The sequence below is a fragment of the Microbacterium sp. 2FI genome (assembly GCF_005502885.1).
Classification (GTDB): domain Bacteria; phylum Actinomycetota; class Actinomycetes; order Actinomycetales; family Microbacteriaceae; genus Microbacterium.
Genome location: NZ_SCMR01000003.1, coordinates 16,939 through 41,235 on the forward strand (window position 1 = coordinate 16,939; position 24,297 = coordinate 41,235).

At 66.9% G+C, this 24,297-nt stretch carries 19 protein-coding genes and 1 tRNA gene; 14 read left to right on the forward strand and 6 right to left on the reverse strand.

Annotated features, from left to right (window positions below; genetic code table 11):
• Together FFS15_RS04040 and FFS15_RS04045 are read left to right on the forward strand one after the other, a co-directional pair.
• The gene (locus FFS15_RS04040; protein WP_137843725.1) at positions 1 to 1,632 is read left to right on the forward strand and encodes a DNA polymerase Y family protein; all 1,632 of its coding nucleotides are present in this window, start codon (positions 1 to 3) and stop codon (positions 1,630 to 1,632) included.
• A 21-nt stretch (positions 1,633 to 1,653) separates the two neighbouring features.
• Complete coding sequence (locus FFS15_RS04045) at positions 1,654 to 5,157, forward strand: error-prone DNA polymerase (protein WP_137843726.1); 3,504 nt, start codon at positions 1,654 to 1,656, stop codon at positions 5,155 to 5,157.
• A gap of 64 nt (positions 5,158 to 5,221) precedes the next feature.
• On the opposite strand, the gene FFS15_RS04050 is transcribed toward FFS15_RS04045, so the two are convergent.
• Positions 5,222 to 5,503, reverse strand: coding sequence for a Fe-S cluster assembly protein HesB (locus FFS15_RS04050; protein WP_137843727.1), 282 nt, complete (start codon positions 5,501 to 5,503; stop codon positions 5,222 to 5,224).
• Between the two features lie 156 nt (positions 5,504 to 5,659).
• Between FFS15_RS04050 and FFS15_RS04055 the strand changes: the two genes are divergently transcribed.
• The 8 genes from FFS15_RS04055 to FFS15_RS04090 all read left to right on the forward strand — a co-directional run bounded on the left by FFS15_RS04055 (position 5,660) and on the right by FFS15_RS04090 (position 12,645).
• On the forward strand, positions 5,660 to 6,619 hold the full coding sequence (locus FFS15_RS04055; protein ID WP_137843728.1) for an NAD(P)-dependent alcohol dehydrogenase: 960 nt from the start codon (positions 5,660 to 5,662) through the stop codon (positions 6,617 to 6,619).
• A gap of 135 nt (positions 6,620 to 6,754) precedes the next feature.
• Positions 6,755 to 7,129 (forward strand): nuclear transport factor 2 family protein, encoded by a 375-nt coding sequence (locus FFS15_RS04060; protein WP_249353692.1) that lies wholly within the window; start codon positions 6,755 to 6,757, stop codon positions 7,127 to 7,129.
• Positions 7,130 to 7,205: 76 nt separating this feature from the next.
• A complete protein-coding gene (locus tag FFS15_RS04065; RefSeq protein ID WP_137843730.1) occupies positions 7,206 to 8,186 on the forward strand; it encodes a phosphodiester glycosidase family protein in 981 nt (326 codons plus the stop codon).
• A gap of 4 nt (positions 8,187 to 8,190) precedes the next feature.
• On the forward strand, positions 8,191 to 9,315 hold the full coding sequence (locus tag FFS15_RS04070) for a bifunctional glycosyltransferase family 2/GtrA family protein (RefSeq protein ID WP_137843731.1): 1,125 nt from the start codon (positions 8,191 to 8,193) through the stop codon (positions 9,313 to 9,315).
• The gene (locus FFS15_RS04075) at positions 9,312 to 9,947 is read left to right on the forward strand and encodes a DUF4956 domain-containing protein (RefSeq protein ID WP_137843732.1); all 636 of its coding nucleotides are present in this window, start codon (positions 9,312 to 9,314) and stop codon (positions 9,945 to 9,947) included. Before FFS15_RS04070 ends, FFS15_RS04075 begins: the two co-directional genes overlap by 4 nt.
• Positions 9,944 to 10,774 (forward strand): polyphosphate polymerase domain-containing protein, encoded by an 831-nt coding sequence (locus tag FFS15_RS04080; protein WP_137843733.1) that lies wholly within the window; start codon positions 9,944 to 9,946, stop codon positions 10,772 to 10,774. Before FFS15_RS04075 ends, FFS15_RS04080 begins: the two co-directional genes overlap by 4 nt.
• Positions 10,756 to 12,501, forward strand: a complete 1,746-nt coding sequence (locus FFS15_RS04085) for a carbohydrate-binding domain-containing protein (RefSeq protein WP_137843734.1) — start codon at positions 10,756 to 10,758, stop codon at positions 12,499 to 12,501. The genes FFS15_RS04080 and FFS15_RS04085 overlap by 19 nt, the downstream gene beginning before the upstream one ends.
• 72 nt (positions 12,502 to 12,573) lie before the next feature.
• Positions 12,574 to 12,645: transfer RNA gene (locus FFS15_RS04090), tRNA-Arg, on the forward strand.
• A 222-nt stretch (positions 12,646 to 12,867) separates the two neighbouring features.
• Here the strand turns inward: FFS15_RS04090 and FFS15_RS04095 are convergent.
• From FFS15_RS04095 to FFS15_RS04115, 5 genes are all read right to left on the reverse strand, one after another.
• Positions 12,868 to 13,998, reverse strand: a complete 1,131-nt coding sequence (locus FFS15_RS04095) for a site-specific integrase (RefSeq protein WP_137843735.1) — start codon at positions 13,996 to 13,998, stop codon at positions 12,868 to 12,870.
• 412 nt (positions 13,999 to 14,410) lie between these two features.
• Positions 14,411 to 14,896: a (deoxy)nucleoside triphosphate pyrophosphohydrolase gene (locus tag FFS15_RS04100; RefSeq protein ID WP_349290448.1), complete on the reverse strand. Its 486-nt coding sequence runs from the start codon at positions 14,894 to 14,896 to the stop codon at positions 14,411 to 14,413.
• The gene (locus FFS15_RS04105) at positions 14,820 to 15,773 is read right to left on the reverse strand and encodes a hypothetical protein (RefSeq protein ID WP_137843737.1); all 954 of its coding nucleotides are present in this window, start codon (positions 15,771 to 15,773) and stop codon (positions 14,820 to 14,822) included. Before FFS15_RS04105 ends, FFS15_RS04100 begins: the two co-directional genes overlap by 77 nt.
• 16 nt (positions 15,774 to 15,789) lie before the next feature.
• Positions 15,790 to 16,284, reverse strand: a complete 495-nt coding sequence (locus FFS15_RS04110; RefSeq protein ID WP_137843738.1) for a DnaJ domain-containing protein — start codon at positions 16,282 to 16,284, stop codon at positions 15,790 to 15,792.
• Positions 16,281 to 16,745, reverse strand: coding sequence for a hypothetical protein (locus FFS15_RS04115; protein WP_137843739.1), 465 nt, complete (start codon positions 16,743 to 16,745; stop codon positions 16,281 to 16,283). Before FFS15_RS04115 ends, FFS15_RS04110 begins: the two co-directional genes overlap by 4 nt.
• A 295-nt stretch (positions 16,746 to 17,040) precedes the next feature.
• On the opposite strand from FFS15_RS04115, the gene FFS15_RS04120 reads away from it, so the two are divergent.
• From FFS15_RS04120 to FFS15_RS04135, 4 genes are all read left to right on the forward strand, one after another.
• Positions 17,041 to 17,667 (forward strand): DNA methyltransferase, encoded by a 627-nt coding sequence (locus FFS15_RS04120; RefSeq protein WP_283205747.1) that lies wholly within the window; start codon positions 17,041 to 17,043, stop codon positions 17,665 to 17,667.
• A 206-nt stretch (positions 17,668 to 17,873) separates the two neighbouring features.
• Positions 17,874 to 19,331, forward strand: a complete 1,458-nt coding sequence (locus FFS15_RS04125) for an Eco57I restriction-modification methylase domain-containing protein (protein WP_249353696.1) — start codon at positions 17,874 to 17,876, stop codon at positions 19,329 to 19,331.
• Complete coding sequence (locus tag FFS15_RS04130) at positions 19,324 to 21,870, forward strand: DEAD/DEAH box helicase family protein (protein ID WP_137843742.1); 2,547 nt, start codon at positions 19,324 to 19,326, stop codon at positions 21,868 to 21,870. Before FFS15_RS04125 ends, FFS15_RS04130 begins: the two co-directional genes overlap by 8 nt.
• 168 nt (positions 21,871 to 22,038) lie before the next feature.
• On the forward strand, positions 22,039 to 24,039 hold the full coding sequence (locus tag FFS15_RS04135; protein WP_137843743.1) for a DUF262 domain-containing protein: 2,001 nt from the start codon (positions 22,039 to 22,041) through the stop codon (positions 24,037 to 24,039).
• Positions 24,040 to 24,297: the final 258 nt, after the last annotated feature.

Here is a 24,297-nt window from a genome sequence, read left to right on the forward strand (position 1 = left end):
ATGGCTCTGGAGTCTCCCGTGCGGAGCCTCGTGCTGTGGTTCCCCGACTGGCCCGTGACGGCGGTGGGTGCCGTGTCGCCTGATGTCCTGCCCGCCGCCCCGGTCGCGGTGGTCGAGCGCAACCTCGTCGTCGCGTGCTCGGCGTCCGCGCGGGCCGAGGGGGTGCGTCGCGGCCAGAGGCGTCGCGACGCGCAGGCGCGATGCCCGGGGCTGCGCATCGTGGCGGCGGATGCTGCACGCGATCATCGCGCGTTCGCCCCGGTCGTCGCGCGCATCGAGGAGCGGGTGCCGGGGGTGCAGGTTGTGCGCCCGGGCCTGTGCGCGCTGCGGGCGCGGGGTCCTGCCCGCTACTACGGCGGCGAGGCTGAGGCGGCGCACATGCTGCTCGCCACGCTCCGCGACCTCGGGCTCGACGGGGTGCGGGCGGGGATCGCCGACGGACCCTTCACCGCCGAGCAGGCGGCGAAGGGCGGCACGAGCGACCGCGAGCCGGTGTTCGTCGTGCCCGGCGGCGGGGCTGCGGGCTTCCTCGCGCCGCTGTCGATCGCGGTGCTCGACGCCGCGTCGTTCGGTCGGGGGATGGCCCCGGCAGCCCCCGACCTCGTCGGGCTTCTCGCCCGGCTCGGCGTGCAGACGCTGGGAGAGTTCGCCGCGATGCCGCCCGACCGCGTTCGCGAGCGGTTCGGCGAGCGCGGCATCCGTCTCCACGCCCTGGCGGGCGGTCGCGATTCGCGTCCGGTCGAGCCGCGCACACCGCCGCCCGAGCTGCACCGCGAGGTCGCCTTCGAGCCGCCGCTCGAGATCGCCGACCAGGTGGCGTTCGCGATGCGTGTGGCCGCCGACGACTTCGTGGCAGCTCTCGGCGCTGTCGACCTCGTGTGCACCGAGCTGCGGGTCGTGCTCGTGGGGGATCGGGGTGAGCGGAGCGACCGGGTGTGGCTGCATCCGGGTTCGTTCGACGCGGCGGCCGTCGTCGATCGTGTGCGCTGGCAGCTCGCGGAAGACGTGGGCGAGCCGGGCACACCAGCTGTACCTGACAGAACAGCCCGGCTGCGCAGCGGCGTGACGCTCGTGCGGATCTCTCCCGAGGCGGTTGATGCGGCATCCCACCACGCCCCCGCGATCTTCGGATCCGCGCCCGAAGAACGGGTGCACCACGCCCTCTCGCGGGTGCAGGCGATGCTCGGGCATCGGGGCGTGCTGACGCCCGCGATCGGGGGCGGACGGTGGCTCGCCGAGCGGCAGGTGCTCGTGCCGTGGGGTGATCGGCACGAGCGTGGGCGCGCGGGGATCGCCGCCGACCGGGCGCGGCCGTGGCCGGGGAGCCTTCCCGATCCGCTGCCGGCGACAGTGTTCGCCGAGCCGCTGCCGGCCGAGGTGCGCTCGCTCGGCGGCGATCCGGTCGACGTCGACGAGCGGGGGAGCGTCTCGGCGGTGCCGGCGCAGCTGATCGAGGGGGGCAGGCGGCGGCGGATCGAGGCGTGGGCGGGTCCGTGGCCGGTGATCGAGCGGGGATGGGATGCCGCGCGCTCGCGCAGCGCGCACCGGTTCCAGGTGGTCGACGCCGACGGCGCCGCGTGGCTGCTGGTGTGCGAAGACGGCGTCTGGACGGCGGAGGCGAGCTATGACTGAGCGCGTTCCCGAGGGGGTCTGATGGGCTTCCACAACCCGTCGGTGCCGTGGTCCGAGATGGAGCGGCTGCTGAGCGATCGCCGCCGGCCCGGGGGTCCGCCCGCGGGAGCGGATGGCGGCGACAGTCCGGCCTGGTCGCGCAAGCGCGGGCCGTACGTCGCGCCGCGCATCGAGCGCCCGGCCGACGCGATCCCGTACGCCGAGCTGCACGCGCACACGTCGTTCTCGTTCCTCGACGGGGCATCCTCTCCCGAAGAGCTCGCCGAAGAGGCCGAGCGGCTCGGCCTGCACGCGCTCGCCGTCACCGACCACGACGGCTTCTACGGGATCGTCCGCTTCGCCGAGGCCGCAGAGTCGCTCGCGCTGCACACCGTGTTCGGCGCCGAGCTCTCGCTCGAGCTTCCGGCGCGGCAGAACGGCGAGGCCGACCCCGTCGGGGCGCACCTGCTCGTCCTCGCCCGGGGCGAGGAGGGGTATCACCGGCTCGCGGGCGCCATCACCCGCGCGCAGCTGCGCGGCGCCGAGAAGGGGCGTCCGTTCTACGACCTCGACGAGTTCGCGGCGGCCACGAGAGACCACGTCGTCGTCTTGACCGGATGCCGCAAGGGCGCCGTGCGGCGAGCACTCGCGTCAGGCGCCGGGCACGCCGCCGCGGACGCCGCCGGCGTCGAGATCGACCGGCTCGTCGCCCTCTTCGGGCACGACGCCGTGCACGTCGAGCTCATCGATCACGGCAATCCGCTCGACACGCGCGACAACGAGGTGCTCGCGGCCCTCGCTCGCGAGCGTCGGCTGCCGCTCCTCGCCACCAACAACGTGCACTATGCGGTGCCGCGCCGGCAGCTGCTCGCCGCGGCGGTCGCCGCCGTGCGCGCGAATCGCGGCCTCGACGAGCTCGACGGCTGGCTTCCGGCGCACGCCGGCGCGCACCTGCGCTCGGGCGCCGAGATGGCGGAGCGATTCGTGCGGCATCCCGATGCCGTCGCCCGCACCGTGACGCTCGCCGACGAGCTCGCGTTTCCGCTCCGGCGCGTGAAGCCCGCGCTGCCGAAGCAGGAGGTGCCCGAGGGGCACACCCCCATGTCGTGGCTGCGGCACCTGGTGTGGCAGGCGGTGCCGCGGAAGTACCCCGACCTCTCGTCGAAGGATCGCGCGCGCATCGAGAAGGAGCTCGGGGTGATCGAGCTGAAGGACTTCCCGGGGTACTTCCTCATCGTGCACGGCATCGTGCAAGAGGCGCGGCGCCGCGGCATCCTGTGCCAAGGGCGCGGCTCGGCCGCCAACAGCGCCATCTGCTATCTGCTCGACATCACCGCGGTCGATGCGATCGCGTACGACCTGCCGTTCGAGCGGTTCCTCTCGTCGCTGCGCGATGAAGAGCCCGACATCGACGTGGATTTCGACTCGGATCGGCGCGAGGAGATCATCCAGTGGGTGTACGCGCAGTACGGGCGCGAGCGGGCCGCGCAGGTCGCGAACGTCATCCAGTACCGGCCCAAGAACGCGGTGCGCGACATGGCGAAGGCGCTCGGGCATTCGCCGGGGCAGCAGGACGCGTGGTCGAAGCAGGTTGAGGGGTGGGGCGCGGCCCTCTCGACGGGACCGGGCCACGACATCCCCGATCAGGTGCTCGAGTTCGCCGGCGAGCTGCTGAAGGCGCCGCGGCATCTCGGCATCCACTCCGGGGGGATGGTGCTCACCGACCGGCCCGTCGGCGAAGTCGTGCCGATCGAGCACGCCCGCATGGAGAACCGCACCGTAATCCAGTGGGACAAGGACGACGCGGCGTGGATGGGGCTCGTCAAGTTCGATCTTCTGGGGCTCGGGATGCTGGCCGCCCTCCAATACTGCTTCGATCTCGTGCGCGGTGCGACGGGTGAGGAGTGGGAGCTGTCGACGATCCCGAAGGAGGAGAAGGCGGTCTACGACATGCTGTGCCGGGCCGATTCGATCGGGGTGTTCCAGGTCGAGTCGCGCGCGCAGATGGGGCTCTTGCCGCGCCTGCAGCCACGGCGGTTCTACGACCTCGTGATCGAGATCGCCCTCATCCGGCCGGGGCCGATCCAGGGTGGCGCGGTGCACCCGTTCGTCCGGCGCAAGCTCGGGCTCGAAGAGGTGACGTATCCGCACCCGAAGCTCAAGGCGGTGCTCGAGCGCACGCTCGGCATCCCGGTGTTCCAAGAGCAGCTCATGCAGATGGGCATGGCCGTCGGCGGGCTCAGCGGCGAGGACGCCGACCTGCTGCGGCGGGCGATGGGCTCGAAGCGCGGAGTCGAGCGCATCGAGTCGCTGCGCGAGAAGCTGTACGAGGGGATGGCTGAGAACAACCTCGTGGGGGAGGATGCCGACGCCATCTACGCGAAGATCCAGGCGTTCGCGAACTTCGGGTTCGCCGAGTCGCACTCGCTGTCGTTCGCGCTGCTCGTGTACGCGTCGTCGTGGCTGAAGCTGCACTATCCGGCGGCGTTCCTCGCGGGGCTGCTGCGGGCGCAGCCGATGGGGTTCTACTCGCCCGCGACCCTCACCGCCGATGCGCGCCGGCATGGGGTCGAGGTGCGGCGGCCCGATCTGCACGCCTCGGGGGTCGAGGCGGTGCTCGAGGCAGTGCTCGAACAGGGGGAGCGCGCTTCGTCTCGTCGCTTCGCTCCTCGCTCAGCGACCGGTGACACTGAGGTCCCTGAGCGAGCGCAGCGAGACGAAGGGCCGACCACCGGCGCCCCCACCGGCCTCGACGCGTGCACGCAGCGACTCCAACCCCCGGTCGGGCTCTTCGACCGGCACGCACCCGACGAATCCGCCGCGCATCGCCGCGACGGCGCGTTCGCGGTGCGGCTCGGGCTTGCGGCGGTGAAGGGGATCGGCGCGGGGGTCGCCGCGCGCATCGTCGCCGCGCGCGAGGCGGAGGGGCCGTTCCGCGACATGCGGGATCTCGTGCGCCGCACGAGCCTGACAGCGGCACAGCTCGAGGCGCTCGCCACGGCCGGTGCCTTCGAGTGCCTGGGTCTCAGTCGGCGCGAGGCGATCTGGCTGGCGGGTTCGGCGGCGCTGGATCGTCCGGAGTTCCTGCCCGATTCGCTCGTCTCGGTGCAGCCGCCGCTGTTCACCGATCCGACGAGCTACGAGCGGCTGGCGGCAGACCTCTGGGCGACCGGGGTCTCGACCGATGACCACCCCATGACGCACTACCGCTCGGGACTCGATGCCCGCGGCGTGCTCACTTCGCGCGAGCTGTGCGGCCACGAGAGCGGCCGCCGCGTCGAGGTCGCGGGACTCGTGACGCATCGGCAGCGGCCGGCGACGGCATCCGGTGTCACCTTCCTCAATCTCGAAGACGAGCACGGCCTCGTGAACGTCATCTGCTCGGTCGGGGTGTGGAACCGCTATCGCCGGGTCGTGCGCGATGCCCCGGCTCTCATCGTGCGGGGGATGCTGGAACGCTCGATCGAGGGAGTGACGAACCTGCTGGCCGACCGGTTCGAGGATCTGCGGGTGGGGGTGCAGCACTCATCCCGCGACTTCCGATGAGGGCACGCGCGGTGGGCAGAGCGCGGGGCGGGCGCCGAGAGCGACGCCCGCCCCGCGGAAGCCCTCAGGCCTGGTCGGCGAGTGCGAAGCGCACCGAGCCGTCTTCGGCCACTTCTGCGTCGAGCACCCGCTCATCGAGCGCGGCGTGCGCTGCGGCGTCGAGGTACACGTGTGCACCCGAGGTCGTCACGACGGTGTCTTCGGCTTCGGGCGCGGCGGCCACGCTCAGCTCGAAGCCCGCGTCGGATCCGGCGTCGCGGATGCGCACACCGCCGTCGGCTGCCTGCGGAACTCGTGCGACGATCGACTTCACGGCCTCGGCTGCGGTCTCGGTCATTACCAGCATCGTGCTCTCCTTACGCTTGCGGTCAGGGAACCGGCCACGATTCCGAGATCCGGGCGTCGTTGCAACCGTGTCACGGCGATCCGGCCCGATTCCCACGAAACACGGAGGTTGCGCGAACGGGCAGACAACACCCACCTGCACCGCCACACTGGGGGCATGCGCGCGATCGTGTACGACCGGTACGGCGGCGTCGATCGGCTGCGGCTCGCTCACGTGCCCGTGCCGACTCCCGGCAGCACAGAGGTGCTGATCCAGGTCGCCGCGACCTCGATCAACCTCAGTGACTGGGAGGGCCTGCACGGCAGTCCGGCGTACGCGCGGTTCGGCGGGCTGACGCGTCCGCACCGGAAGATCCTCGGCTCCGACATCGCCGGCCGCGTCGTGGCGGTCGGTGCCGACGTCACGCGCTGGCGCATCGGCGACGAGGTGTACGGCGACACCATGCCGCGTCTGGGCGGGTTCGCCGAGTACGCGGTGGTGCCGGCATCCGCCCTCGCAGAGGTTCCCGCCGGGCTCGCGCTCATCGAGGCCTCGACGATCCCGCAGGCGGGCGCGATCGCGCTCCAGGCTGTCGCGCGGGCGAAGCCGGGCGAGCGGATGCTGCTCAACGGCGGTGGTGGCGGAACGGGAATGTTCGCGATCCAGCTCGCCCGGGCAGCCGGCATCCATGTGACCGCCGTCGACAACGCCGACAAGCTCGCGTTCATGCGTGAGCTCGGCGCCGACGACGTGCTCGACTATCGGGCGCGGGACTTCACCACCACGGGGCCGTACGACCTCATCGTCGACCTCGTCGCCGCGCGGTCGGTGTTCGCCTACCGCCGCGCGCTCGCGCCGGGTGGTCGGTACTGGATGGTCGGCGGCACCGGTCGCACGATTCTTCGGGTGCTCACCCTCGGAACGCTCGTCGGGGCGCTGAGCGGCCGGCGCATCGGCGTGATGGCGGTGCGTCAGGGGCCCGAGCACTTCAGCCCGCTCGCGCAGCGCGTGATCGATGGCGACGTGAGCGTCCGCATCGACCGCGCGTTCCCGCTCGACGAGGTCGCGGCAGCGCTCACGCATCACGGCGAGGGGCGTGCGCTGGGGAAGGTCGTGATCACGCCGCAGGGCGCGTGAACCGCACACGGGACGGCCTTGTCGCCGGGCTCCGGCGGCGGGATGATGAGTGCGCCGCCGCGGCGTTGGGGGATGGGGCGGATTCCCGACGATGCGATGCGCCGCGTGAGGGTCGTCGGAGAGACGGATGCCGAGATGAGCACCACGAACGAGGCACAGGTCGAGCGCCTGATCGCCTGCATCAACGATCGTCGCATCGAGGTGATGGACGAGCTGTTCCACGACGACGCGACGATGGACTGGCCGCAGTCGCGCGAGCGCGTGCGAGGCGCCGAGAACCGGCGTGCGATCTACGGCGCGTTCCCGCAGCTGCCGACGATCACGCCGCGGCGCCTCCAGAGCGACGGCGACCTCGTCATCGCCGAGGCGACCCTCGACTACGACGGCCCGCAGTACGAGACCGTGTTCATCTTCGAGTTCCGCGACGGCAAGATCATGAAGGAGACGGCGTATTGGAGCGAGGCGTTCGACCCGCCGGAGTGGCGCGCGCAGTGGGTGGAGAAGTTCTGACCCACGGCGTGAAGTCCATCGGCGCCTCATAGCCGGCACCGACGATGCGCCTCAGTCGGCTGCGTATCCATGAAGCATGGAGCAGAACCGACACCGAAGAACCCGCGGCATCATCATCGCCTCCGGCCTCGTGGTCGCCCTCTCGGGCGGCGGCGCGGCCGCGTGGGCCGCCGACCGATTCCTCATCGAGCACGTCGAGGTCGCCGATGTCTCGGCGTACGAGGCGCAGAACTCGACGGTCGATGAGACCGAGGCCACCGCCACGACGACGACAGAAGCCGTCCTCACCGACACCTCGTACTCCGACGGCGCGACCTCGGTCACGATCTCGACCGTCACCGAGGGCTCGGGCGACGACACCGTCACCTATTACGTCGCCGATGTTGTGCTGACCGATGCCACGACGCTGCGCAGCGCCTTCGCGAAGAACCAGTTCGGCGAGAACATCACCGAGCTCACGAGCGAGATCGCCGCAGACAACGGCGCCGTGTTCGCGGTGAACGGCGACTACTACGGGTTCCGCGACACCGGCATCGTGATCCGCAACGGCGTCGTCTACCGCGACTCTCCGGCGCGGGCGGGGCTCGTCTTCTACAGCGACGGTCGCGTCGAGGTCTACGACGAGACGACGACGAGCGCCGACGAACTGCTCGCCGACGGCGCCTGGAACACGCTGAGCTTCGGCCCCGCGATCGTCGAAGACGGCTCCGTGGTCGAGGGGATCGAGTCGCAGGAGATCGACACGAACTTCGGCAACCATTCGATCCAGGGCGATCAGCCCCGGACCGCGGTCGGCGTGATCGACGAGAACCACCTCGTCTTCGTCGTGGTCGACGGCCGCCAGGAGGGCTACAGTGCCGGCGTCACCCTCACCGAGCTCGCCGACATCATGCTCGACCTCGGCGCGACGACCGCCTACAACCTCGACGGCGGCGGATCGTCGACGCTGTACTTCGACGGCGAGGTCGTGAACCAGCCGTCGAACGGCGGCGAGCGCGCGACGAGCGACATCCTCTACATCGCGCCGGCCGATGCGACCGGCGCGAGCGCGGAGTGACGCCGTGATCGTGCTCATCCCCGCCTTCGAGCCTGGGCCTGCGCTCGATCGTCTGGTGCGAGAGCTCGTGGCAGCAGAACCCGCCCTCGGCATCGTGATCGTCGACGACGGCAGCGGCCCGGACTACGCGTCGGTATTCGCCGCGGTCGCCGCCGAGGGTGCCACCGTGCTCCGCCACGACACGAACCGGGGCAAGGGAGCGGCGCTCAAGACCGGCATCGCCCACATCCTCGCGGCGCACCCGGGCGACGACGTCGTGACGGCGGATGCCGACGGCCAACACACTCCGCGCGACATCCTGCGTGTCGCCGACGCCGTGCGGACCGATGCCGACGCCGGCGCGCCCGCGCTCGTGCTCGGCTGCCGCGGCTTCACCGGCGCCGTGCCGGCGCGGAGCCGCGTGGGCAACGCGCTTGCGCGCGGGATCTTCCGGCTGGCAGCCGGCTGGAGCCTCTCCGACACGCAGACCGGATTGCGCGGCATCCCGTCGGAGCACCTCGCGTGGGTTCGCGACCAGTGGGGCGACCGGTTCGAGTTCGAGCAGAACGTGCTGCTGCAGAGTCGGCGCGCCGGCATTGCGGCGCGCGAGCTGCCGATCGCGACGGTCTATCTCGAGGGGAACGCGTCGAGTCATTTCCGCCCGGTCGCGGATTCGTGGCGGGTGGCGCTGCCGCTCGCGCTGTTCACGGGCTCGTCGCTCATCGCCTTCGTCGTCGACACCATCGCCCTGCTCGTGCTGACGGCGCTCACCGGGCTTCTCGTGCCGTCGATCATCGCGGCGCGCGTGCTGAGCGCGTCGGTCAACTTCGCGGTCAATCGGCGCGTGGTCTTCGGCGATGCGAGAAGGGGACGGATGCCGGGCCAAGCGCTCCGCTACGGCGTCCTCGCGGTCGCCCTGCTGGCCTCGAACGTGGTGTGGCTCGAGGCGCTGACGGACTTCGGCATCCCCCTCCTCCTCGCGAAGATCGCGACCGAAGCGGTGCTGTTCGTCACGAGCTACGGCGTGCAGCGCACATTCGTGTTCGGGCGCGCAGAACTCGTCAGCGACGCAGATGCCCGTCATAGGAGCCCCATAGCGGCGACGGCTCGAATGGATACCGAAAGCTACCCCTCCAGGAGGAACCCATGACCACCAGTGCCCTGATCATGATCGGGATCGATCTGGCAGCCGCCCTCATCCTGAGCTTCGGCATCTACTACCGCCGGCACCACCGCCGCGACCTCGTCGTCGCGTATCTCGGCGTGAACGTCGGGGTGATGGCGGTCGCCGCCGTCCTCGGCACGGCCGAAGTGGCGCTGGGGCTCGGTCTCGGGCTGTTCGGCGTGCTGTCGATCATCCGGCTGCGCTCGTCCGAGATCTCGCAGCGCGAGGTCGCCTACTACTTCGCGGCGCTCGCGATCGGGCTGCTGTCGGGCCTGCCGCAGACGGATCCGTGGCCGGTCGCCGGACTCATCGCGCTCATCCTCGTGGTGCTGTGGGGCGCCGATCACCCGGCGCTGCTGTCGCGCAGCCGGCATCAGGTGGTGCGGCTCGACCGGGCCGTCAGCGACGAGACCGACCTGCGGGCCGAGCTCGAAGAGCGCCTCGGCGGCGCCGTGACGACCGTCATCGTGCAGGAGCTCGACCTCGTCAACGACACCACGCTCGTGGATGTGCGGTACCGCGTGGGTGGGCGAGGGGGCCGGGCATCCGGCGCCACCGTCCCCGCTTCCGCTCTCGGAACCTCCCGCGAGCTCGCCCTCGACGGAGGTGCACGATGACCGCCCTCGGCCGCTTCGACGCCGTGGCTCTCGACGAGCTGGTGGCGACGGCATCCCTCCTCACGCGTGTCGACCGCAAGTACGTCGTGCCGCGCGCCGACCTTGCGACGGTGCTGGCAACCCTCGACGAGCGCACGCGCGTGCTCGAGATCGACGGAGCCCGCGACTTCGCATACGAGTCGGTGTACTTCGACACGCCTGACCTCTTGAGCTTCCGCATGGCGGCGCAGCCGCGGCGGCGACGGTTCAAGCTGCGCACACGCAGCTACCTCGACACGGGTTCGGCATTCCTCGAGATCAAGACGCGCGGGGTGCGCGGCACCACTGTGAAGGATCGTGACGCGTACGACCTCGAGCGGCGCGACGAGCTGACGGGCGACGCGCGTGACGCCGTCGCCGACGCCCTCACGACGATCGGCGTACCGCCGGTGCGTGCGCACGACCTCGACGCGACGCTCATCACCCGGTATCGGCGTGCGACGCTGCTCGCGCCCGACGGCGCCGTGCGCGCGACGGTCGACACCGACCTCGAGTGGGCCGGCGCCGATGGCGACGGATTCTCGCTGCCGGATCTCGCGATCGTCGAGACCAAGTCGGGCGCCGCGGCCTCGCCCGTCGATCGGATGCTGTGGCGCACCGGCCATCGCCCCGCGACCGTCAGCAAGTACGCCACCGGGCTCGCGGCACTGCGCGACGACCTGCCGCGGAATCGCTGGGCGCGCCTTCTGCGGGGGCCGTTCGCGTCGGCGCATCGCGCGCCGGTCCACGCTTCCCGAACCCACAACCACCCTCGACCCGAGGAGGCATCATGCCCCGTCGCCGCCTGATCCTGGCAGCAGTTCCCCTGACCCTCACCGCAATCGTGCTCGCCGGCTGCGCCACGCAGACCGTCGCCGGCACGTCGCCGACGCTCTCGACGAGCGACTCGACGACGGATTCATCGGTCGAGACGACGGCTGTCGTCGATTCCGAGCTGAGCGCCGAGGCGGTGCTCGCCGCAAATGCCGACGTCACCGTCGTGAACGACGACGAGTGGTCGGAGTCGGATGCGGTCGACATCGACCTGAGCGGTTCGTCGGCGTCGTCCGACTCGGATGCCGTCACGGTCGAGGGGTCGACGGTGACGATCACCGCCGCCGGCGTCTTCCGCCTGTCGGGCTCGCTCGACGGGCAGGTCGTGGTCGCAGCGCCCGACGATGCCCAGGTGGTGCTGATTCTCGACGACGCCGAGATCGCGGCATCCGATTCCCCCGCGATCACCGTGACGAGCGCCGACGATGTCGCGATCTCACTCGCCGACGGTTCGCAGAACGCGGTGTCGGATGCCGACGCCTACGTCGACGCCGCGGAAGCCAACGCCGCGATCTACAGCGACGCCGACCTCACGATTTCGGGGAGCGGGGCGCTTGCAGTGTCGGGCAACGGCAACGACGGCATCGCGAGCACGGATGACCTGGTGATCCTGTCGGGCGAGATCACGGTGGATGCCGTCGACGACGGGCTGCGCGGCAAGGACTCGCTGTCGATCGAGGGCGGCACCGTCGTCGTCGAGGCCGGGGGAGATGCTCTCAAGAGCGACCACGACGAGGACGCGACGCAGGGCTTCATCGTGGTCTCGGGCGGCGATGTGACCGCGAGGACCGGTGACGACGGCCTCGCCGCGACGACGGATGTCGTCGTCTCGGGCGGCACCGTGTCGGTGACAGCCGGGTCGAGCGCGGCCGCGGATGATGCGCCGAAGGGCGTGAGCGCCGGGGTCGTCGCGGTGATCGACGGCGGCGATGTCTCGATCGACGCGGTCGACGACGCCGTGCATTCCGACGGCTCGATCGGCATCGGGGGCGGCACGCTCACCGTGACGTCGGGCGATGACGGTGTGCACGCCGAGCAGGTGCTCGAGATTCGTGCCGGCGAGGTCACCGTGGTCGACGCCGTCGAGGGCCTCGAGGCGGCCGATGTCGCGATCTCTGGCGGGGCGGTTGACGTCACTGTTTCGGACGATGGCATCAATGCCGCGAGCGGGACCGCTGCGGCAGCGGGGCAGGGCGGCGGGGGTGGTGCCGGCATGGCGGATTCGGGCGAGACGCTCGTGATCTCGGGCGGAACTGTGCGGGTGACGGCCGTCGGCGACGGGCTGGACTCGAACGGCTCGATCACGGTGTCGGGCGGCTCGACGGTTGTGAGCGGTCCGACGTCGGGCGGAGGTCAGGGCGCGGTGGACGCGAACGGCGCCGTGACGCTCGACGGGGGTGAGCTGTTCGTCGCTGGCAGTGTACTGAACACGCCTGCGGGTTCGCAGCTGTGGGCGGCGGGGACGGTCTCGGGTTCGGCGGGGCAGACCGTCGAGATCGTGGACGGTTCGGGAACGGTGATCGCTTCGTTCGTCGCTGGTGTCGAGTTTGGTGCCGTGTTCTACAGCGGGGCTGGGGTTGCCGACGGTGCGACGTACACGGTGACGGTTGATGGCGCTGAGGCCGGCAGTGTGACGGAAGGCTCGGGTGTGACCGGTGGGATGGGCGGCGGGCCCGGTGGAGGCGGGGGTCCGCGGCCCTGATGTGCCTGGGTGTCTGGCGGCGTCGGCGTTGAGCCGGCGCCGCCACGGCGGTCGATAGACTGAGACCTGCCAGCCTCTGTAGCTCAATGGAAGAGCAGTTCCGTCCTAAGGAAACGGTTGGGGGTTCGAGTCCCTCCAGGGGCACACCTGTTTTTCTTCTCTGATCAGGTATTTCTTCTGTGGTCAGACCACCCAGAATGCGTTTTTGGCCGCTTTTTGGCCGCATTCTGAAAACTCCGAGGGCAGATCTGGGCCAGAAACGAGGCCCTCCACGACGCTTCGTTCGACGTCTTGAAACGCCGAAATCGAGCATCTCGGGCGTCTTGTGCCTCGTCGAAAAGCTGAGCAATCTGCTCTCTCTGCGGCCTACGTCGGTCGGGCGTAGCGGGTCTGCGGTCCGGACGGCAGCGCCACCAATGGCATGGCGTCGTTGAGGCGTGCTGCGACGGCATCCAGATCGTCGTCGAAGAGATCGGCGTAGGTGTCCAGCGTCATCGCCGCCGACGCGTGGCCGAGCATCCGCTGCACGGCCTTCACGTTGGCGCCCGAGCTGATCGCGAGCGATGCGGCGGTGTGACGGAGGTCGTGCGGCGTGAGCCGGGGGATTGATGGATCGATCATCTGCGCGCGCTTCACCGCGTTCGCGAACCACCCCTGACTGCCGGAGTTGCGCATGTGGTTGACGCCGTCGCCGAAGAGCAGCCCTTCCGGACCCTTGCCGGCGCAGGCCTGCTCGATCATCGGAGCGAGACGCTCGGGGTAGGGGACCGAGCGCTTCTCGTGGGTCTTGGGTGTGCCCACGTGGATCTCGTAGGCGATCATCACCGCGTTCTCCTCGATGACGAAGCGTCGACGCAGCCGGTTCACGCTGCGCACCCGCAGCCCGGTGGCCTCGCCCCAGCGCAGCCCGGTGTAGGCGAGCGTCAAGACCATCGTCGGATGCGCCGAGCACGCCGCCAGGGTCGCCACCTGGTCATGTGAGAGGTAGACGCGGCGCTTGCCCGGGCCGTTTCGAGGGAGATTCCGTATGTGGCGGGCCGGATTGTTCGTGAGGCGACGATCATCGATGGCGACATCGATGATGCCGGCGAGGACGCCGAGCGCGCGAAGAACGACCGTGCGCGACTTCTGCGTCGCGAGCTCTGACACCCAATCCTGAACTTCAGAGCGCCGGATCGACCAGATCTCCCTGTCTGCCCAGACCGGAGCGACGTGGTTCTTCCACGCCCGATCGAGCGTCATGTAGTACGAAGGCTTCGACATCGGCGGTTGCTTGGATCGCAGCCAGCTGTCGGCGAACATCCGGACCGGCACGCGCGACGCGACGGGATCGATGTACTCGCCCTTCGACTTCGACACCGTGACCATCGAGAGGTAGAGCTGCGCTTCGCGCATCGTCGTGAAGCCGCGCTTCTGCGCCTCGGTGCTATCTGGCTTGCGGTAGCGCACGCGGTAGCGGCGGCCCTTCGTCGTTTCATACGGGGTGATGGTGCCCATCTCGACCTCCGCTCTGGGTTGATGGTCAGTATCGGGCCAGTGTCGGACACTGGTCGGACGCAGTCAACGCGGCCGACGACAGATGTGGATAGATGACGGAAAACGTCGTCAACTGCCGTTGGCGTGGAGGCGCCCTCCCTCCGACGCCGAGAGTGTAGCGATCGATCGCGCCTCCGTTCTCGCCGCTCACTCCTTGCAGACTCCGCGCTGGCGCGCGTCGCTTAGCAGCTGTTCGACGACGAGCACTGCGGCGCGCTCGATCGCGTTCGTGGCTGATTGTCGGAGCGAGGGCAGAGTTGAGTCGTGAGGTCGCGATGGCGTGGAGCGCGATTCGCCGCTAAGGTCGCGGCGGATCCCGCTGCGCAACTCCGGAGCCGGACAGCTCTTGAGGAGCACTGACGGAGGCGCCGGGCTATCCCGCTCGAAGATCTGAGCGAATGCGATCGACCGCGGGCAAGTCGGCTGGCGCCCACTCGACGGACAGGAGCTGGCTCGGCGCTAGCCAGCACATCGCAGCGTGCTCGGTCAGCCGAGGAACGCCCGACAAGAGCTCGCAGTAGAAGGTAGTGAGCGTCACAATGCCGAACTCGTACTCGTGAGTCGTTGAGACAACCTCTTCGCCGACCGTGATGTCGATGAGCAGCTCCTCACGAATCTCGCGGGCGAGGGCAACTCGCGGCGACTCGCCGTGCTCAATCTTGCCGCCGGGGAACTCCCACATGTTTGGCAGGCTTGCGCTCGGGCCCCGTTGCGCGGCAAGTACCCGGCCTTCGCTCACGATGACCGCGCCTACGACGTCGAATCGTCGTGTCATCCCACCGCTACCCTTGACCTGCGGCGCGCGGTGGTTCCAGCGCGAAGCCCGCCTGTTCGCGGAAGGCAAGCCCCAGCCCGGCATCCAGAAGGAGATCTCGGAGGTCGGCGGTGGGGCGTTCGGGGAGCAGGACCGAACAGCGCAGATCGTTTACGTGCACGTGCCGGCGGTAGTCGTAGAGCTGGCCGACCGCCATACGGAGGTCTGAGCGACCGGCCATTGCTTTCGCTTCGTAGAGCGTGTGATCGGCCTCATCGTAGATGTCAGTGAGTAGTCGGGTCCGTTCGTTCGGGAGGTTGATTGCCCAACGCGAGAATGTGTGCCCGACTTGATGTGCGATGAATTCGTCGACAAGCTGTGACTCGCGTCGCACCGCCAGCCCACCGAGCCGATCCGCCGTCTCAAAGAACTCGGTGGAGTTGATCTCGACGGGAACAGAAATGGCGTGCGGTTCGCGCGCCACTCCGGAGTACCCCACGAGCTCAACGATGTCATCGGGGATCACGCTCACGGGCAGTAGTCGGAAGACGAGAACCGTCCGCAGAGCTCCGCCACGATCGAGCGCGGGCATGCGCTCAAACGGCAAAGCGGGGTCAAGGATGAACTCACCGATGTATCGCTGGAGCTTTGTGCTCGACCCCGCCACGACGCCCGCAGCGCTGAACGCATGGAGAGATCGTCCCTTCGCAGCGTGGGTCAGGATCGGCGAGTTGCTGCCACTGAGCTTCTGGTCACCATCGCGCCCGGCGCCCGTGTAGTGAAAGACAGTCCCGTCTGGGGAGAAGCCGTCGTAGACGTAGCCAAACTGGGTGCCCTCGGCTGGGTCCGTGAACACGAAGACGGAGTTGGAGGTGTTGCTCGGAACGATGCCGCCGGACTGAACACTTCCGCCATACTCCACCACGAGGTCTGCACGCGTGACGATGTCACCTGCGCGGAGGCGGAACGCGGGCGATGGCACGTGATCAACCTATCGATCAGATCGAGTTGGCGGCGAGAGTCATCCCGCCAACGAGTGCAGCGACGACGAGACCGAGTGCAGTCCAGACGATGATCCGCGTCCAGTCCACGTAGCGAGGTGATCGAGCCCCTTGGCCGAATCCGGCCGCATCCGTCCATGCGACGAACTCATCGAAGCGCATCGTGACTCGAGGTGGCGTCCGCGTGGATGGTTTGGACTCTGCAGGCTCAGGGGGACCAGTGCGCGGACCCGTCGAGGGATGAGCTGGCTTCTGCTCGGGTGGCACGGGCGCGCGCTTCCGCAGCGGGTTGCTGATGTAGCGGACCAGGATGTCGCGGGCTTCGCGTGCGTTGTGGAACTCTTGCCCGAGCCGCGCTCGTGCCGCATCGTCGGCATCCGGATGAAGATCAGGATGCAGCGCCCGCGCTCGACGCCGAAACGCGTCACGAATCTCGTCGACGGTTGCGGCCGCAGAGACCCCGAGGTGGGCGCGCGCTTCGTCCAGCGTCATGTCATCGCCGTGAGATATCGCTGGTACTCGCGGGTGAGTCTCTGCTGCCGGCCGTGTTGCGCCAAAGTTTCGAATTGTGCCAGCAGCTTCTTCGACATGTGCGCCTTGAAGGACTCGTGAACGATGAGCAAGGCAAGCGACGCCACCGCTGCGGACCACCCGACGATCCGGAGCATCGGCGAGGACCCGAGGAACGCGCTCGCAGCGAGGGCGACGAGCCACAGCGCCGCACACAAGTTTGAGAGACGTGCCCAGATCGCGATCGAGCGGTAGTGCGCCCCCGTCGTCTGTGCCCACAGCTTGTTGGGGACCCAGTAGCGCCACGCCGGCGGTGCCGCGGTGGCGGCTGGGACCGGGGTCCAGCCCTCGGGCGGATGCCAGAGTGCGTTGTCGCGGATCCACTTGTCGGTCGGGCTCGGCCAGTCTGGCGGCACGCGGAAGTCCGCCGGAACCCCAGGCACGCGAATCCGCTTCGATCGTCCGATCAACGTCGTCGTTCTCCCCCAGAAACCACCATCGTCGCTGCCAGACTAGCGCGGTGCGTTCTCGACAGCAGCGACGGACACCAAGACCGAGAGGCCGCGCTCAGGGCGGTAGCCGGCGCCGACTCTCGATGGATGTCGTGCTGCGCGAGCGGACGTGCGCTAACCGTGCGATATGTCGCTCACGATCGGTAGGTTGGAGCAGCGCAGGCAACACAATTTCGTGCGAAGGAAGGAGGCACCAGTGGGGGACGACCCTAGTTCCGCGCCTCTCGTGAGGTCGAAACAGCGCGTCGCCGACCACGGCGAGGTGTTCACGCCGCCCTGGATGGTCGAGGACATGCTGAACCTCGTCAAGGCGGAGTCGGAGCGAATCGATTCGCGCGTGCTAGAACCGGCATGCGGCTCGGGCAACTTCCTCGTCCCGATAATCAAGAGGAAGCTCGCGACCGTCGAGCGACGCTATGGCAAGTCCGACTTCGAGCGTCGGCATCAGGCCCTCTTCGCGCTCATGTGCATCTACGGCATCGAGCTGCTCGCCGACAACGCCGCCGAGTGCCGCGCGAACCTCACCGAAGTGTTCTCTAACTATCTCGGACTCGCGCCAGCTGACACCTGGTACACCGCCGCCGAGAGGGTGCTTGCCGCGAATGTGGTCCAGGGCGATGCGTTGACCATGACGACGGTCGGCACGACCCCGGACACCCACGGACATCCGATCGTGTTCCCCGAGTGGGGCTATCTCGGCAAGGGAAAGTACCAACGCCGCGACTTCCGATACGACAGCCTCACCCAGCGCGCCTCCTTCCAGGGCACACTGTGGGACCACCTGGAGGAGCACGAGATCTTCACGCCAACCAAGGAGTATCCGGCGATGACCGTTGAGGAGCTGGCCGCATGAGCCAGGCATCGTTTTCGCTCCGCGGCCGTAACCCGGACGTGCTCACCTGCATCGCGAACCTGTCAAACGACGAGGTGTTCACGCCGCCGGAGTTCGCGAACCGAATGCTAGACACGCTGGAGACGGCGTGGGCGGAGACGAACGGCGGGGCGAGCATCTGGGCCGATCCGACGGTCACCTTCCTCGACCCGTTCACGAAGTCGGGCGTGTTCCTCCGCGAGATCACCAGTCGACTCACGGACGGGCTCGCCACGACGATCCCGGACCTTATGGACCGTGTCGATCACATCCTGACGAAGCAGGTCTTCGGCATCGGGATCACGCAGCTCACCGCGATGCTGGCGCGGCGCAGCCTCTACTGCTCGAAGTGGGCGAACGGCAAGCATTCGATCGCGAAGTCGCTCACGACTGAGGACGGCAACATCTGGTTCGAGCGTACCGAGCACACTTGGGTCGGCCGCAAGAAAGAGAAGCAGGTCCATCCGACCGAGTTAGGCGAGATCACCGTCGAGATCGTCGGCACCGGGCGCTGCAAGTACTGCGGCGCGAACGAGGCCGGGTACGCCCGCGGCGACGACCTCGAGTCGCACGCCTACGCCTTCATCCACACCGACGACGTGAAGACGCTCGTCGCCGACCTGTTTGGAGCCGACGTGCACTTCGACGTCATCATCGGGAACCCGCCGTATCAGCTCAGCGACGGCGGGTTCGGCACCAGCGCGGCACCGATCTACCAGCTGTTCGTCGAGAAGGCACTCGACCTCGACCCGAGGTACGCGGTCTTCGTCACCCCGTCGCGGTGGTTCGCCGGCGGCAAGGGGCTCGACGAATATCGCGAGCGAATGCTCGGCGACCACCGGATGCGGAGCATCGTCGACTACCCGAAGCTGTACGAGGCATTTCCTGGTGTGAAGATCCGCGGCGGCATCTCCTACTTCCTATGGGAGCGTGACTACGACGGACCGTGCACCGTCCAGACGATGTGGGACGGCCAGCCTGTTGGAGCGCCCGCCGAGCGGTACCTTGACGCCTTCGACGTTCTTGTCCGATGGAATCAGGCGGTGCCGATCCTCGAGAAAGTCCTCGCCAAGAAAGAGCCGACGACCGACTCGCGAGTGTCGAGTCGAAAGCCGTTCGGGCTCGTCGGCAACTTCAAGGGCAAGGCTTCAGGGGCCGGGCTGAAGTCGCCCGTCCAGCTCTATGCGAATCAACGGACCGCGTTCATTGAGCGGGCTGAAATCCCTGCGAATGCTGCGTGGGTGGATGAGTGGAAGGTACTAATGACGCGTGCTCAGGGTACGAGTGCTGCGATCGAAACGAAGTTCCTAAGCAAGCCGATCGTGGCGCCTCCAGGTACCGCATGCACTGAGACGTACTTGGTTGCGGGACATTTCAAGTCGGAAGCCGACGCCAATCGGTACGCGGGCTACCTGCGCACGAGGTTCGTTCGCTTTCTCGTCTCGCTTCGCAAGCCGACGCAGGACGCTTCGAAGTCCGTCTATGGGTTCGTGCCTGACATCGGTCTCGCCGGTGACTGGACCGACGCCAAGCTCTATGAGCGATACGGCCTGACGCCCGGGGAGATCGCCTTCATCGAGTCGCAGGTCGCCGAGCACGACGACAAGGCAGCGGACCTTGTAGACGACGAAGGTGCGGATGACTAAGTCGCTCGATGAACTGATGCCGGAGCGGCCCGAGGGGCAGCTCCGCATCTACGCATACGCGATTCAAGACGCGCCGCACAAGGGCTGGCTCAAGGTTGGGCAGACGACGCAGGACGTGAAGTCGCGGGTCGCGCAGCAGGTGAAGACCGCGGCGGTGACTAATTACACGATCGACGTCGACGAGTCGGCGCTGCGCGCCGACGGCACCTTCTTCCGCGATTTCGACGTGCGGGAGCGGCTGAAGGCGAAGGGCTTCGGGAACCCGACGTTGGAGTGGATGGAGTGCACGGTCGTAGACGTGCTGACCGCGATCACCGAGCTGCGCACCGGCGAGTCGGTGTCCGGCACGCACCACGAGACCTTCCCGATGCGCCCGGAGCAGAGGCGAGCCGTGGAGAAGACCCGCGACTACTTTCATTCGCTCTGGAAGGAGGACATGCACGCGGTGCCGCGGTTCCTCTGGAATGCGAAGATGCGCTTCGGCAAGACCTTCACGAGCTACCAGCTCGCCAAGTCGCTCGGCGCGACCCGCGTGCTCGTGGTCACCTTTAAGCCGGCCGTCGAGGACGCCTGGGCGACGGATCTGCTTTCGCATAAGGACTTCGATGGCTGGCAGTACGTGTCGAAGTCTTCCGGGGTCGATCCGTCCAAGGTCGACAAGAAGAAGCCGCTCGTCTACTTCGGATCGTTCCAGGACCTCCTTGGCCGCGACAAGGCAACCGGGCTCATCAAACCGAAGAACGAGTGGATTCACGCGGTCAACTGGGACCTCGTGATTTTCGACGAGTACCACTACGGCGCTTGGCGCGACAGTGCGAAGGAGCTCTTCGAGGGCGAGGACGAGAAGGAAGCGAAGAAGGAGCTCGCCGGGGAGTACGGCGAGGGCCTGGAGACCTTCGACGAAGAGCTCGATGAGCTCGGCAGCGACGAGAAGGACTTCCTGCCGATCACTACCCGCGCCTACCTCTACCTCTCCGGCACACCCTTCAAGGCGCTGGCGACCGGCGAGTTCATCGAGGAGCAGATCTTCAACTGGACCTACACCGACGAGCAGCGAGCCAAGGCCGCGTACGCCGCGAAGCATCCGGACACCCTGAACCCCTACTCAGCCCTGCCGGAGATGCGACTCCTCACCTATCAGATGCCGGATGAGCTGCTTGCGGTGGCCCGTGAGGGCGAGTTCGACGAGTTCGACCTCAACGCGTTCTTCGCCGCGACCGGAGTCGGATCGAACGCCGCCTTCAAGCACAAAGACGACGTGCAGAAATGGCTCGACATTATCCGCGGTCAGCACCTGCCGACCTCGCTCGACGCGATGAAGGGCGGCACCCGCCCACCCTTCCCATACTCCGACGTGCGGCTGATGCCGTACCTCCAGCACTCCTTCTGGTTTCTGCCGAACGTCGCCGCTTGTCACGCGATGGCGAACCTCCTCGCAGAGAAGCAGAACGTGCCCTACTGGGGGCAGTACACCGTCCTGAACGTCGCCGGTCCAGGTGCGGGCATCGGTCTCGAGGCGCTCCCCCCAGTTCGCACTGCCATTGGCAACGGCGTCGACACGAAGACGATCACGCTGTCCTGCGGCAAACTAACAACTGGCGTCACGGTCGCGCAGTGGGCGTCGATCCTCATGCTTCGCAATCTCAAGTCCCCGGAGACCTACTTCCAAGCAGCGTTCCGCGTCCAGTCGCCGTGGTCAATCAGGAACCCGAACGGCGACGACCCGTCGGAGGAGGAAGTCGTCAAGCCGGCGTGCTTCGTCTTCGACTTCGCACCGACCCGCGCGCTGCAGCAGCTCTCCGACTACGGAATCGGACTGTCGCCCGAGGAGCCGAACCCGGAGAAGGCCGTCGAAGAGCTTGTTTCCTTCCTTCCGGTCCTCGCCTACGACGGCGCGAACATGACGCAGGTCGATGCCGGCGGCATCCTCGATATCGCGATGGCCGGCACTTCGGCGACGCTCCTGGCCCGAAAGTGGGAGTCCGCGATCCTCGTCAACGTCGACAACGACACGCTGAAGAAGATCATGGGCAACGACAAGGCGATGGCGGCTGTCATGAATATCGAAGGCTTCCGCGCGCTCGGCTCCGAGGTCTTCGAGACGGTCGTCAACAAGTCCGAGTCGGTGAAGAACACGAAGAAGACGAAGGGCGACAACGTCACCCCGAAGGAGAAGAAGGAGCTCACGGACGAGGAGAAGGAGTACAAGTCGAAGCGGAAGCAGATCCAGGAGAAGCTCATCAAGTTCGCCACACGTATCCCCGCCTTCATGTACCTCACCGACTACCGCGAGAACACCCTCAAGGACGTCATCACCAAGCTCGAACCTGGGCTCTTCCGCTCCGTCACCGGCCTCACCGTCGAGGACTTCGACCTGCTCGTCTCCCTCGGCGTCTTCAACGCGGCCCACATGAATCAGGCCGTCTTCGCATTCCGGCGCTACGAGGACGCGTCGCTCTCATACACCGGCATCGCGTCGCACGACGGACTGCAGAAGATCGGCCTCTACGACACTGTGGTCGCTCTGGACAAGACGTAGGAGCCCGCGGGGCGCAAAATGGTCGATTCGTCATCGAGGTCTGGCTAGCCCGTCTTCAGCGGACAGATAAGGTACCAAGGGCGCGCGCACCCGCGCCCACCTCGCCTGCCAACGTCGGTATCGATGTAGGGCGAAAGCACGAAGCCCCCTCACGTCAAGGAGATAGTGGTGAAGGCGACTCCGACATACCTACTCGACTCGCTGTCGAGCAACGACGTCACTTTCTTCATTCCGCCCTATCAGCGGAACTATGAGTGGTCAACGGACACTTGCAAGGTGCTTCTGGCGGATGTTCAGAAGGTGGCGTCTTCGAATGCTGGAGGGGCGAAGACTGAGCATTTCTTCGGGAGCATCGTCTATGTCGTTGAAGATGCTGGGTTCGGTGTACCGGCGAGGTACGTTCTCACGGATGGCCAACAGCGCATAACAACAACGATGCTGCTGTTGATGGCTCTTCGCGACAGCATCGACGACGCGGAGTATCAGGAGACTATTCAGAAGCGATTCTTGGAAAACGATCGTGCGGGCGAAGGGACCGAGTTCAAAATCAAGCTGAAGCAGGTCGAGTCAGACTGGGAGGCGTACAAGCTTCTTGCGCTGCGCCACGAGATTCCCGGTGACCAGAAGAACTCGACGGTCTATCAGAACTACATGTTCTTCCGAAGAGCGATCGACCCGCTTACGGACACGGACAAGAAAGGCTTCCTCGAGAGAGGGCTGATGAAGTTCAGCACGATCTCGATTCAGCTAGAACCAGACCGCAACCCGTGGGAGAACCCCCAGGAAATATTCGAGTCGATGAACTCGCTGGGGCAGCCGCTTTCGCTTGCCGATCTCGCGCGAAACTACCTCTTGATGGGGAAGAACTCGCGGGAGCAAACCGCGCTGTACAACGAATTCTGGCTAACGCTCGAGAAGCGACTGCCTGGACGGCTTTCCGAGTTTCTGCGGGACTGGATGCAAGCTGATCAGCACAAGAGCTTCAAAGTAGCGCGAGAAAACAACTATAAAGAGCTCTACTCCCTGTTTAAGGAAATCACTCGCGGCCGGCATGTAGAGGATCTCTTTCAGGACTTCGTACGATTCTCGCGTCCGTACGCCCTCGCGTGCGGCCTGGAGTCGACTGGCGTCCCCCGCATCGACCAGACTATCTTCGACCTCAACGTAATTGGAGTTGCGCCCGCGTATTCGTACCTCACAGAGGTACTCGGAGCGTGGGAGTCAGGTCAGCTCTCGGACGCACAGGTAGAGAGCGTTCTGATTGCGGTGCGGACCTATTTGCTGAGACGGCGCGTGCTTGGCATCACCCAGGCAGAGAACAAGTTCTTCCCTGCGCTTGGTGCACGATTGGGAGACCTGATTGCATCGACTAGTCTCACCGAAACGCTCTTCGCTCAGCTGTCGTCGCAGGAGTACGCATTGCGCCTCCCAAACGACGACGAACTCGGCGTAAGGCTAGTGAGCATGAACTTCTACAACCTGGGCAGATCCAGGAACTATCCGCGGCTCCTGCTGTCTTTGGCCGAGGAACTGCTCACAAAGTCCCGACCCGCATGGGACGACGCTCATCTCCAGCTCGAGCACATCATGCCGCAAAAGTTGAGCTCGCAATGGCGCAGCGCCCTCGGCGGCTCTGCAGACCAAATTCACCAGGATCTGGTGAACAACATCGGCAACATCACTCTCATCCGTCACAACCAAGAGCTTGGGAACAGGTCGTTCGCCGAGAAGAAATCCCTGTACTCGGCCAAGTCCGGGTTGCAGGTCGCGCAGAACCACGTTGTCGATCGGGACGCATGGGACGCCGCATCGATACTGGAACGACAGCAGTACATGATTGGAATGCTCGTGAAGGACATCCTGCGCATCCCGCAGAAGTTCACGCACGGCAGCAACTGGGCGCAGGTTCAAGGCGACAGTTCGCAGTTCGACTCTCGCCAGATACTGAACCAGTTGATCGGTGAGACCCTCCAGTACGTTCCGAACCCCTCGATCGTTGCGCAGGTCGTAAGTGACTCTAAGGTTCTGTTCGAGGGAAAGGAATGGAGCTTGTCTCCACTCACGCGGGAGCTTAAGGAGCGGGACGGCGCCGTGAGTAAGTCCAGCCAGTTCCAGGGCGCTCTCTACTGGAGCTGGGACGGCACACGGCTGGTGGATCTGGACATCTAGCAAGCTACGTCGTCGACGTTCCCTATCGAGGGCGAACATTCCGCCACGCCGCCGAGAACACATGCCGAGCCGAAAGGCTCCGAATGGACGCCCGACGACAATGACGCGCCGTCGACAGCACGTCCGGAACGCTCCCGACACACCAAAGACGCGAGGGACCGCAGAAACGAAAGAGCCGCGATGCACGCAGGCACCCACGGTGGGCGACGCCCTTTGAAACCGCTTGGCTACAGTTTCCTGCAACGCGCAAAAATCCCT